This window comes from Marinagarivorans algicola, from assembly GCF_001292705.1.
GTDB classification, from domain to species: domain Bacteria; phylum Pseudomonadota; class Gammaproteobacteria; order Pseudomonadales; family Cellvibrionaceae; genus Marinagarivorans; species Marinagarivorans algicola.
In genome coordinates, this window is the sequence record NZ_LGAK01000070.1 from 1 (window position 1) to 11,784 (window position 11,784).

The window sequence follows — 11,784 nt, forward strand, 5'->3', positions numbered from 1 at the left end:
GCCAGCATGGCCTCTGTTATCGCGATGGCCGGCGACGTCATCCACATTGCCGATAACGCGTGGATGATGATCCACAAGCCTTGGGGTTATCAAGGGGGCAATTCCGATGATATGCGTGAATATGCCGATTTTTTAGATAATTTTGAAGCCGGTCTATTAAAGGCTTATGAGCAAAAAACCGGTAAAACCACGGATGAACTCAAAGACATGCTACGCAGTGAAACATGGTTAATGGGCCAGTCAGCCATTGATATGGGTTTTGCTAACGTATTAACTAATTCGGTAGAAGCGTCTGCCAAACTTCAATCCAATCGAGTAGAGGATTTTAACGATATGCCCCCACAAGCTAAAAATATGGTGAGCCCTCGTGCTCAAGGTTCAACGGTTGTTCCGCCGGCTGCAGGAGCTGATGTACAGCCTGTCGTCGTTGCGCCAGTATCACAACCTGCCGTGTCACAAGCTCCTGTATCACAAGTGGCTGCGCAAAAAACAGAGGCAGAAATCACCGCGCAAGCTTTAGCCGGCGAGCAGGCGCGCCGCGATAGCGTGAATGCGGTATTTAATGGCTTTCCTGCACATGCGGAGCTTATGCAAGCGTGTATGAATGATATGAGCTGCACCGAAAATAAAGCGCGTGAGCAATTGCTGGCCAAGCTCGGTGAGCAATCGGCACCGGCAGGGGGTCAGCCTGTAGCGGGTATTGCTGGCCACTTTACCAACGGCAATATTATTAAAGATGCGATGGTTAACGCTATCGGCTCGCGTGCAGGCATTGTGGCCGCCGAAGCCGATAACAGCTACGTGGGCTTAACCATGATCGAAGCGGCTCGCATGTGCTTAACGGAGCGCGGTGTGAGCGCTTATGGCCAAGATCGTATGGGTGTTGTGGCTAGCGCGTTTACTCACTCCTCGTCTGATTTTGGCAATATTTTGCAAGATGTTGCGCGCAAGTCTTTAGAAAGAGGGTATGAGTTCGCGCAAGAAACTTTCCAACAGTGGACCACCAAAGCCAATCTGTCTGATTTTAAAATCAATAAATCCGTGGCCTTAGAGTCGTTCCCTACGCTCGATAAAGTCGCCGAAGGCGGCGAGTATAAGCAAGCGACCTTTGGTGACCGTGGCGAGAATATACAGCTAGCGACTTACGGTAAAATGTTCTCAATTACGCGCCAAGCCATTATTAACGATGATCTTGGTGCCTTTACCGAAATCCCCATGCACATGGGTAGCGCGGCGATTAGAACCTTGGGGAATCTGGTTTATGCCGTGCTTGCCGCTAACCCTAAAATGGCTGATGGCACCGCACTGTTTAATGCCGCTCACGGCAATTTAATGGATGCAGCCTATCCCTCGGTCGAGTCGTTGCAAGCGGCGCGTGTGATGATGGGTTTGCAAATGGATGGCACAAAAACACCGCTCAATATTCGCCCTGAATTTTTATTAACATCGCTCTCGCAAGAGGGCGCGATGAAATCCTTAGTGGCCAGTGAATTTGACCCTGCCAATGCCGATGCCAAAATGCCAAACGTCGTGCGTAATATGGCCCAAGTCATTGGCGATGCGCGCCTTGATCACGCCGACAAAAATGCCTTTAAGCCGTGGTTTGCCGTGAATAAGCGCGCCATTAAAGTCGCTTATTTAGATGGCAATGAGATGCCACAACTCGATCAGCAGCAAGGCTGGAGCGTCGATGGCACGCAATTTAAAGTGCGACTTGATGCGGGTGTTGCACCGGCGAGTTATCGCTCAATTGTTAAGAATCCGGGTAAAGCGGCGGGCTAATGTAAATCGTGTTAAAAAAAGGCCTTAGTAGGCTTTTTTATTTTTGATAATAAAAGGCCTTAGCGGGCCTTTTTTTATTCCTGACAATAAAGGCATTGTAATGAAAAATTTTAAATCGGAAGGCAATAATCTTGATTTAACGGCACCGGCCGGTGGTGTGAAATCAGGTGCTTTGTCTATTTTAAATGGGCTAGCGGTCGTGGCTAAAGCGAATGCAGCGGCGGGTAAACCGTTTGTGGGTATGCGTGTAGGTATATTTCAGCTGCCCAAAGCGAATGCGGTAGCGGCTGATCAAGGCGCGGTAGCCTATTGGGATGCATCTAAGAATCAGGCGGTAGCCAAGGCCGAAGGCAATCAAAAAATTGGTGTGTTTCCCTATGGTGCCCAAGGCGGAAATAATAGCGCGGATGTCTTGCTTACCGGCCAACTGGTCGAATAATGCTGCCAAGCTTTGATCAACAAGTTAGTGGCGTTAATCGCGGCCTGATAGCGGCTTTTTCTATCCCCGTTATTTTTCATTATCCCGATCGCGATGCCATTATCGAGGGTATTTATAATCATCCTTCGGCTAATGGCAGTCCTATAGGTGGTGGTCATATCGCCGATTATTCAGCGTCGCTTGAGGTGCTATCTCATCATGCGGTGGGTGTGGCGAAAGGTTTTAGGTTGACGATTCAAGGTCGCGCTTATTCCGTCATCAAGCCGCCCGAGCATGAGGGCTCTGGCCTTTGTAAAATCTATGTGAGTCGCGTGAATGAATCAGAATCAGAGCCTGATATTCGATATTGATATTGCCGAGCTCGATAATGTTGCCTTGCAGTATGCAGCGACTGAGCGTGAAGTAAAAAAGCGTATAGCCGTGCGTTAAAGCGCACGGCTGTCACAATGAATAAAAAAGCGGTTGCATTGATCGCGAATGAAATTAATCCCAAAAAAAAGAAGTTGCTTAAAAAGCGCATTCAAAGCTTTAAAGTCACCTCTAGCAATGGCAATGAAGGGCTTAAGCTGTGGTACGGCTTAAACCCTCTATCTGTCAGCCAATTGCGTGGCCGCATTAAGCGTAAGGGCACTCGGCGAGCACCTGCCGGTGCTGTCTTTTCCAGTGCATCCAATGCTGTGGGTACCCGTAGCTATCGTGATGGTTTTGTTGCAAAAATTAATCAATCAAAATCCATATTTTCACGTGTGGGTACCGGCCGGTTTGATCTAGAAGAAAAGCGCATCGAAATAGACGATGCACTTTGGGTGGCGCTTGAAGATCAAATATTTGATGAATTACCCGATGTCTTTTTTAAGCATTATTCCGTTGATTTAAGGGGCCGTGTTGCTATGCGCAATGCGTAATATTTATGGGTATAACACTCGATGAGTACCATGCAAGCGTTGTTAATTTTCTTAAGCGCGAATTGAGTTGGCTAAAAAATGTGTATGTCTACCCTGATATCAAAGCTGACTTTGCCTCACCTTGCGCTTTTTTAGCGGTAAAAGATTGGGAGCCCGCCGACGATTCACCGGCCGATACACAGAAAAAAATAAATTTATCGTGCGCGATTGTGGTGGCGGTTTCGTGTACGACAACCGATGTGCAGCGTGTGGTACGTGATGCGGCCATGGCGGTGACGGTTTTGGTGGATGATAGCCGGCTGGGTGTGGTGGGTGATTGCGCACGCGTACTACAGGCCCAGCCTGAATCATTTGCGCCTGCGCTTGAGGGCTATGAATTGTGGTCAGTCGATTTTATACACCCGATTTATGTCGGCGCCTCGTCTTATGTGGGTCATGAGGGCGCGGTGCCACACAAAATACTCAGTAGCTGCGCCCCACTGATTGGGCTGCCTAATGAGCCTTTTTACACTGAATTAAAAAGTCCTGGTACATGAGTGATGGATATTCATTATACGGTGGCCGAATTACAGCGGCGCTTAGCAAACCTTGTGCGTCGTGGTCGTATTCATAGCATTGATTTTGAAGCCAGCCCGCCGCGCTGTCGGGTTGAACTAGAGCCCGCGTTAGTGACGGGCTGGCTTCTGTGGAGTAGCGGCCGTGCGGGCACAAGGAGCGACTGGGAGCCTTTAACTGTGGGTGAGGGCGTTTTGGTGTTATCGCCTTGCGGTGATTTAGCCCAAGGCGTGGTGATGCCGGCATTACCAAATGCCGATAACCCTGTTGCCGGTGATGAACATGTGCACAGCACCGTTTATGCCGATGGCACCACCTTAAAATACGACCGCAACAATAAAAAACTCACCCTTATTATCGCCGGTGGCGATGCGCAAATTGATTGCAATACGCTCATTATCAATGCCGACATTCAGCACACCGGTCGCCATACTCAAACCGGTGATTTTACGCAAACGGGGCATCAAACGGTCATCGGTAATATTGCGGCAACCGGCGATGTCAGTGATGGCAAAGCGAGCCTGCAAGCCGACCGCGATATTTATAATTTACATGATCACGCCAAAGCGGTGTCGCCGCCGGTTAAAAAAATGCCGAGCTAATAGGGCTAATAGGCTAATAGGCTAATAGGGCTAATAGGCTAATAGGAGCCAATAAGAGCATGATTGGTATGAGTGCATTAACGGGTAAGCGCTTAAGCGGTGATGCCCATCTTGATCAGTCGGTCAGAGATATTTTACAAACGCCCATAGGCAGCCGCGTTATGCGGCGCACCTATGGCAGTGGGTTATTCGATTTAATCGATACGCCTGTCAATGATGACACCCGATTAGATTTTGTCTCAGCCACGGCGGAGGCATTAAGGCAGTGGGAGCCACGTATTGTGGTCGAGCGTGTTTGGGTCAGGGCGGTGACCGGCGGTGTTGATATATCGGTTGAGGGTCGCCGTGTGATTGATAATACAAAAATACATATTGAGAGCGTGCAAATTAGATGACTAGCGTAATTGATTTATCACAGTTGCCGCCACCCGATATCGTTGAGCGCTTAGATTACGAAGAGGCGCTAGCGCGTTGGAAAAATGAGTTTTTTGAGTTAAACCCCGAATACTCCGCGATGGTGGAATCAGACCCCGCTTTTAAGCAGCTAGAGGTGGGAGCCTTTGTTGAAGTGGGTATACGCAAGCGCATTAACGATGCGGCAAAAGCCACCATGCTGGCGTTTAGTCGCGGTCATGATTTAGATCATTTAACGGCCTTTGCCGGTGTTGAGCGTTTAGTGATTAAGCCAGCTGATTTAAATGCGATACCGCCGCAACAGGCGGTGTTGGAGTCTGATGCGGCCATGCTAAGGCGCTATCAGCTCGCATGGGATGCGTTAAGTGTGGCCGGCCCCGATGGCGCGTATGAATTTTTTGCGCGCACAGCGCATGCGGGCGTTAAAGATGCCAGCGTGCAAAGCATTAGCGCGGGCGAGGTGATTGTGACGCTGTTGGCGCTCGATGATGATGGTATTGCAAGCCAAGAGATTTTAACCGCCGTTGAGCAGGTGTTAAGCCATGAGGGTGTTAGGCCGCTAACCGATTCGGTCATTGTGCAAACCGCCGAGGTCGTTAGATATCGGATTGCGGCAAAAATTTACGTTTTACCAGGGCCTGATAACACGGTGGTGTTAGAGGCGTCTCAAGCGGCGGCGGCTGAATATGCCGTGCAAAAAAATAAGCTAGATCAAGACATCACTTTAAGCGGTGTGTTAAGTGCTTTACACCAGCCTGGTGTACAGCGCGTTGAGTTGATTGAGCCGGCGCAATTATTAGACCCTGCGGTGCAATCATTAAAAATCAGTAAAAGCCAAGCGCCTTTGTGTACCGCCATTGATGTGAGTTTTGGTGGTAGAGCCGATTAATTATGAGCCAATTATTACCGCCGAATACAACGCCATTAGAATTGGCGCTGGCTAATTTTACGCAAAAAAAATTAACCGATTTAGACATTCCCATTCGCGACCTATGGTCACCGTGGCGGTGCCCTTTGCCATTGCTGCCGTGGTTAGCTTGGGCTGTAAGTGTTGATGAGTGGGATGCCAGCTGGAGTGAGCAACAAAAGCGCGAAACGGTCGCGAGCAGTTTTAAAATTCACGCCAAAAAAGGGACGCGTTTAGCCGTTGAGCAGCGGTTAAATTCGTTAGGTTATCAAACGGCAATCACCGAGTGGCATCAAAATAAACAGGTGATGCCGCCCTATACGTTTTGGGCTGATATTGAAGTGGGCGCTAAGCCTGTGACCCAAAATATTTTTTATAGCGCGAACAAGCTTATCGATTCCTCAAAAAATACGCGCTCCCATTTAACGCGGTTACGTGTTGCCACCGAGTCTCATCGCTCACTACGCGTGGCCAGTGCGACTTACAGCGGTGTGTACTGCGCAGTGGGAGGGCCGCTCGAAGTGATACCGTCGCCTAAAAATAACGGGCTTGATTATGTCTATACCAGTAGCGTTATTTACCCGTATTTTATCGAAGAGGTTTTAGCGATTGCGCCAGCATTTAATGGCGAAGGCTATCGCTTAGCTGTCAATGTCGATGATCTTTATACGGGCATTGTTTTTTCGGGTGAAGGCTCTTTGAGGCGGGTGTCGCGGACTGAGTCTTTGGCCAGAGAAGATAGCCTATCAAGCGCTATTTCATTTTCGGGTTCGGGCGCCATGACAAGAGTCCGAGTGGATTTTGATGGCGTGCCCTATGAGGCTTTGGCGGCATCTATTGGTTTTAATGGTGATGGTTCTTTTGGTAGTGGAGCGGTCAAAATCGAGGTTGCGGGTATTGATGACGCCATCAGTTGTGGCATTGATTTTAAGGGTTCTGGAGGTTTTAGTTGAATATTAATTTAGGATTATCGGGTTTTCTGCACGTTAAAATCGGTAAGTCAGAGCATGATATTCGTCAAGAATATCAATTTAATAATATGATCACGAATACAGGGTTGGATAGCCTCTCTGATGATAGCCCAGTTACGCTGACACAATATTGTCGAGTGGGTCAAAGCTCTGCAGCGCCCGAGGAGAGTCAAGCAGATTTGGTGGCGCGATGGGGAGATGCTTCAGCGGCTGGCCCTTCAGGCTCCAGCACAAATAGCGGTGGCAGCCCTTGGTGGCATGCCTATACGCGAAAGTATCAATTTAAAGCGGGTAGCGTGAGTGGTGCGCCGTTGGGGGAGATTGGTTTTTTTGACTCGAATCAAGAAGATGCGCCGATGTTCTCGCGTGCTTTATTTAAGGACTCAGACGGTAACCCCATCACTATTAATGTCTTAGAGGATGAGATTCTTTTTATCGAATACACCTTAAGAATGTTTCCGCCAGAGAATGATTTTACAGGGACCTTAACGATTGATGGTGTTGTACATACCGTTGTGGCGAGAGCCTTAGCTGTAGGCGGCTCCGGATGGAGTTTAAACGGTGATCTCTCTAGAACTTATAGCCAACAAGTTTACTTTCGTGAGTCCGATGAGCTTGTGAGTATTGATGCGAATGGACCCGTTTTAAACCCCAGTACTAAAGTTAATGTGAGTTATGCAGCTTATTCGGCAGGCTCTTACTCGAGGAGTGTTAGTGCAAGCCTTGGTTTAAATCAGGCTAATTTTGCAACAGGTATCGGGGGGTTAGCCATTTTAAGTTCTAGTGGGGCGTGGCGTTTTCAGGTAAAAATAACCCCTAAAATCATGAAAGATAATAAAAGCGTATTAACGTTAAATTCTTTTTTTACGCTTAAATGGGGACGGCATTCAGGGGTTAAGGGTGATTGATTTTTCTTCTGTACCTGTTTTTTCGGCGTTTACCTATCCACGCAATCAAAGAATCAGCCCGCTAAAATCGAGAAGCCTTGGCCCTGTTGCCATTGATGATGTGTCAGAGGGTATTGCCTCTTATGTTTGGGAGGTGGCATTTTCTAACGGTCATTTACGTATTCGCAATGAAAAAACACCGTGGATAACATTATTAGAAATTGATGGCGTGACTCACTTAGATTTAGCCTTTGATCAATCGGGCACGCCTTTTGTGGCTTATCAGTTATTCGACGGTGTTTATATTTATGGGTTTGATTTAAATGCTCGTAATTATGTGAATACGCGTATAGCCGCTGGGGCGAGCTCCCCTTTTGTTGATTTAGATATTCAAGTGGCTTACAGAGGCAATATAGTAGTGAGTTATCAAATAGATCACTACATTTTTTATCGCTTGCAGCGTGATCGTTATGAGATTGCTTACCCTGTCTTATCGTCATCGGGGGAGCAATTTAAAGTTGACCGACTGGTGGGCGCGAGTATGGGGCGGGGTAATCGTTTTATTTTTAAAGGCATTCCTTTGGGGGATGAATGAATTTTATTAGCTTAGTCACCAATAAGGGTTTAGAAAAAATCAGCCGGTCATTAGTCAGTGGCTATCAAGTTATTTTGGCCTCTGCGGCTGTGGGCGACGGTAAAGGTGAGGTGGTGGTGCCGTCGCAAGATCAAACGCATTTGGTGAATGCCAAATACCGCGCCGATGCCAATATTGTCTCGGTGAATGCAGCCGGTGATATTGTGGTTGAATTTATTGTGCCGGCAGATCAAGGCGGCTTTACCGTTCGTGAGCTGGCGGTTTATGATGAAGAGGGTGATGTATTTGCAGTGGCCAATACGCCCGAAATTTACAAACCCTTAGCCAGTGAAAACGCCAATGCCGAGCTTGTTTTGCGCATGGTGATTGCTGTTGAAAATTCACAAATGATACAGCTCACCACCGGTAGCGGGGTCTTGGCGACACGTGATTGGGTTGAAACTAACTTTGCCTCATCGGCCTTAATACCCGGCGGTTTTACAGGGCAAGTATTATCGAAGGCCAGTAATTTAGACGGCGATACACAGTGGAAAGACCCCGCCAATGTCAACGTGACAGTCAATACACGCGAAGAAGAACGCGTGCTAGCGGCAGGCGATGTGCAGGTTGATCTTGAAGTGGTCACCGCGCAAGGGCTGGCCGTTTATGCTGACGGTGTACGCGTAAGCGCATCACAGTGGGTCGCCAATACCGCCACGCAAATTGAGTTTTTAGCGGCCTTTAGCTCTGAGGTTAATTTGGTGCTGGTACAAAATGAGCCGAGCGCGGTATTGCAGGCGGTCGCCGTTGGGCAGGTTGTTTTTTTAGATAATACCGCAAGCCCTAAAGCCCTTTTTGGTTATGGCGTATGGGAGCGTGTGAGTAGCGGTCGTTTTATTGTGGGCCAAACCACGGCCGATGTCAGTTTTAACGTGCCTGGCAAAACAGGGGGCGCTAAAGGGCATAAGCACAGCGGTAGAACGCAATCGGGTGGTGTGCATAATCACGGCGCTAAAACAAAAGGCCATAGTCTCACGGTAGCTCAAATGCCCGAGCATTCGCATCGCTATAAAGATGCCTACCTAGTTGAAAATGAGCGTACCTTTAATCATGCGGGTTACAATGTTGAAAAATTAGGCGCGAATACAGCGGGCTCCGGCGATACCGATTTCGATAATAATCGCATGTTTTATGTTAATCGTAATACCGATATTCAAGGTGATGGCGATTCGCATGATCATGCGATTAGCGCGGACGGGGTGCATGCGCATGACTTTGAAACCGGCACGGTCAATAGCCTGCCGCCCTATTATGTTTTAGCGATTTGGAAACGAGTGGCTTAGGTTTTTTAATTGAATGTTTTTATATTCAATGTTTATTCATTAAATGCTTATTAATTAAACGTGTTAAATATTAATAACCCGCCTTGTGCGGGTTTTTTTATGGGAAAAATATATGGCCTTTTTACACGGTATTGAAGTTATAGAATTAGATAATGGCGCGCGCCCCATTCGCTTGGTGAATGCCTCAGTGATTGGGTTAGTGGGTACCGCGCCAGCAGCGGCATCGGCGGCAGCGGCCCGCTTAACGCTAGGCTCACAAGCGCTGGCTAATGCACTGACATTAACCGCCGTGGGTGTAGGTGCTGAGGGCAACGCGGTGAGCATTGATATGACTGTGGCCGGCAAGGATAACGCTTTAACGGTAACGCGTAATGGCAATGCCCTATCTGTCGTGCTGGGGACCGATAAAAAGGGCCTTGTTACCACAACGGCGGTGCAGTTGGCAGAGGCCATGAATGCCGGCGATAGTGCGGCGTTGGTGGTTGCCAGTGTACTGGGTGAGGGTAGCGGTATTGTTGATGCCGCACCTAAAGCGTTTTTAACCGGTGGTAAAAATGAGCCTTTCCCGCTCAATACGCCAGCGCTTATTTTAGGCTCTGCGCGCCAAGCTAAGTTGCTCGGTACTGCAGGCACTTTGCCAGCGGCGGTGAGTGAGATTTTTGAGCAAGTAGGCGCATTGGTTGTTGTCGTGCGTGTGGCTAAAGGGAGTGATCCCGCCGAGACAATGGCCAATGTTGTCACCGGTATTGGCCAATTAAAAAACGCCAAAGCCACGACCGGTTACAAGCCGCGCTTATTAATAGCGACGGGCTTTAGTCATGATGATGCGGCGGCTAAAGCGCTTGAGTCACAAGCGAAAAAGCTACGCGGTATCGCCTATGTTGATAATGCCCGTACAGCAACTATTGAGCAAGCCATGCGCCGAGCCAAAAGCTTTGGCGAGCGTGTCGATTTAAATTGGCCGTGGGTGCAAAAGTTTGATGCTGACACCCAGCAAGTCATTGATCGCCCTTACAGCGCATTTGCGGCGGGCTTGCGTGTGCGTATTGATGCCGAGAAGGGCTTTTGGTGGAGTAAATCGAATCAAGAGGTGTACGGCGTTTTGGGGACCGCTCAGCCGGTTGATTTTAGTTTGAGCGACCGCGCCAGCACAGCCAATGTCTTAAATGAAAATAACGTAAGCACAGTGATTCGTGAGGGGGGCTTTAGGCACTGGGGTAATCGTACGTGTAGCGCCGACCCTAAGTGGGCCTTTGAGCAAACACGGCGTACAGCCGATGTGATCAATGACAGCATAGAGCTGGCGCACCAGTGGGCGGTTGATCGCAATATTACGGCGACTTTTGTTGATGATGTGACGGCAGGGGCCAATAGCTTTTTGCGCTCGCTGCGGGCGCAAGGCGCGATTTTGGACGGGCGTTGCTGGGCCGACCCCGATTTAAATACAGCCAATACTTTGCTACAGGGCATTGTGTATTTTGATTTTGACTTTAAATCCCCCGACCCCGCCGAGCATATTATTTTTCGCTCACAAATTAACAACGGATATTTAACAGAGGTGTTCGCATAATGGCTGCTGATAATTTATTAAAAAATTATAGTGTCATGGTTGATGGTATTGGCAAGGCCGGTAATTGTGGTGCCTATAAGCCGCCGGTACTCACCATAAAAACCACTGACTTTCAATCGGGTGATATGGATATGGCGGTGCCCGTCGATGATGGTATGGAGCCGATGGAGGCGACCTACAGCGTGTACGGCATGGATGAGCAAAGCCATCGGCTATTTGGGTTTGTGAATGGCTCGGGCCTTGGTGTCACGGTGCGTACCAGCTACCAAAATAGGGATGGCCAAGTTAAGGCCTGTGTTGATGAACTGCGTGGCACCATTACCGGTGTTGAGCGTGATGAGCAAACGACCGGCAGTCAAAAAGAAAAAATGACAAAAGTCACCATGAAGCTTCAATATTACCGGTCTGTTTTTGATGGCCAAGAGCTGGTTGAAATTGATGCGATTAATGGTGTTAGAAAGCTAGGTGGTGTTGACCAGTTAGCCAATATTCGTTCAGCAATGGGGTTATAAAATGCTTTATCCAACCAATAAAGTCACAGTGTCGCTAGGTTCTATTATTGATTTTCAAGGTGAAAAAATTTCATCGCTTGAGGTGCGAGCGCCGCGTGTGCGCGATCAGCTGTTAGCGCAAAAAGAAAAAGACGCGGCCGATCAAGATATTGTTTTTTTTGCCAACTTGTGTGGTGTTGATCGCGGGGTTATTGAGCTTTTAGATTTGCGTGATTATGAGCGGATGCAAGACGCTGTAAAAAAGTTTGCGCCGATGGCTGCGGACGGTACGCCGAAAAAGACCTAAAAAAAGCCATGCTGATATTGGCCACGCATACGTCCTG

General features: G+C 48.4%; 15 protein-coding genes. All 15 read left to right on the top strand.

What is annotated here, in order from left to right; genetic code table 11:
* Positions 1 to 1,782, top strand: a 1,782-nt coding sequence (locus AC438_RS15745) for a ClpP-like prohead protease/major capsid protein fusion protein (protein WP_053982221.1), incomplete at its 5' end; no start/stop codon positions are given.
* A gap of 100 nt (positions 1,783 to 1,882) precedes the next feature.
* Positions 1,883 to 2,221, top strand: a complete 339-nt coding sequence (locus AC438_RS15750) for a DUF2190 family protein (RefSeq protein WP_053982222.1) — start codon at positions 1,883 to 1,885, stop codon at positions 2,219 to 2,221.
* A complete protein-coding gene (locus AC438_RS15755) occupies positions 2,221 to 2,571 on the top strand; it encodes a head-tail joining protein (RefSeq protein ID WP_053982223.1) in 351 nt (116 codons plus the stop codon). Before AC438_RS15750 ends, AC438_RS15755 begins: the two co-directional genes overlap by 1 nt.
* Before the next feature lie 96 nt (positions 2,572 to 2,667).
* A complete protein-coding gene (locus AC438_RS15760; RefSeq protein WP_053982224.1) occupies positions 2,668 to 3,126 on the top strand; it encodes a hypothetical protein in 459 nt (152 codons plus the stop codon).
* 5 nt (positions 3,127 to 3,131) lie between these two features.
* On the top strand, positions 3,132 to 3,662 hold the full coding sequence (locus AC438_RS15765) for a hypothetical protein (protein ID WP_053982225.1): 531 nt from the start codon (positions 3,132 to 3,134) through the stop codon (positions 3,660 to 3,662).
* A gap of 3 nt (positions 3,663 to 3,665) precedes the next feature.
* On the top strand, positions 3,666 to 4,283 hold the full coding sequence (locus tag AC438_RS15770) for a phage baseplate assembly protein V (RefSeq protein WP_238376424.1): 618 nt from the start codon (positions 3,666 to 3,668) through the stop codon (positions 4,281 to 4,283).
* Positions 4,284 to 4,351: 68 nt separating this feature from the next.
* Positions 4,352 to 4,678 (top strand): GPW/gp25 family protein, encoded by a 327-nt coding sequence (locus AC438_RS15775; protein ID WP_238376423.1) that lies wholly within the window; start codon positions 4,352 to 4,354, stop codon positions 4,676 to 4,678.
* The gene (locus AC438_RS15780; protein ID WP_053982228.1) at positions 4,675 to 5,586 is read left to right on the top strand and encodes a baseplate assembly protein; all 912 of its coding nucleotides are present in this window, start codon (positions 4,675 to 4,677) and stop codon (positions 5,584 to 5,586) included. The genes AC438_RS15775 and AC438_RS15780 overlap by 4 nt, the downstream gene beginning before the upstream one ends.
* Before the next feature lie 2 nt (positions 5,587 to 5,588).
* Positions 5,589 to 6,557, top strand: coding sequence for a phage tail protein I (locus AC438_RS15785; RefSeq protein WP_053982229.1), 969 nt, complete (start codon positions 5,589 to 5,591; stop codon positions 6,555 to 6,557).
* A complete protein-coding gene (locus tag AC438_RS15790) occupies positions 6,554 to 7,483 on the top strand; it encodes a hypothetical protein (protein ID WP_053982230.1) in 930 nt (309 codons plus the stop codon). The genes AC438_RS15785 and AC438_RS15790 overlap by 4 nt, the downstream gene beginning before the upstream one ends.
* A complete protein-coding gene (locus AC438_RS15795; protein ID WP_053982231.1) occupies positions 7,476 to 8,057 on the top strand; it encodes a hypothetical protein in 582 nt (193 codons plus the stop codon). Before AC438_RS15790 ends, AC438_RS15795 begins: the two co-directional genes overlap by 8 nt.
* Positions 8,054 to 9,379, top strand: coding sequence for a phage tail protein (locus tag AC438_RS15800; protein WP_053982232.1), 1,326 nt, complete (start codon positions 8,054 to 8,056; stop codon positions 9,377 to 9,379). The genes AC438_RS15795 and AC438_RS15800 overlap by 4 nt, the downstream gene beginning before the upstream one ends.
* Before the next feature lie 112 nt (positions 9,380 to 9,491).
* Positions 9,492 to 10,949, top strand: a complete 1,458-nt coding sequence (locus AC438_RS15805; RefSeq protein WP_053982233.1) for a phage tail sheath subtilisin-like domain-containing protein — start codon at positions 9,492 to 9,494, stop codon at positions 10,947 to 10,949.
* The gene (locus AC438_RS15810) at positions 10,949 to 11,461 is read left to right on the top strand and encodes a phage major tail tube protein (RefSeq protein WP_053982234.1); all 513 of its coding nucleotides are present in this window, start codon (positions 10,949 to 10,951) and stop codon (positions 11,459 to 11,461) included. Before AC438_RS15805 ends, AC438_RS15810 begins: the two co-directional genes overlap by 1 nt.
* A gap of 1 nt (position 11,462) precedes the next feature.
* On the top strand, positions 11,463 to 11,747 hold the full coding sequence (locus AC438_RS15815) for a phage tail assembly protein (protein WP_053982235.1): 285 nt from the start codon (positions 11,463 to 11,465) through the stop codon (positions 11,745 to 11,747).
* Positions 11,748 to 11,784: the final 37 nt, after the last annotated feature.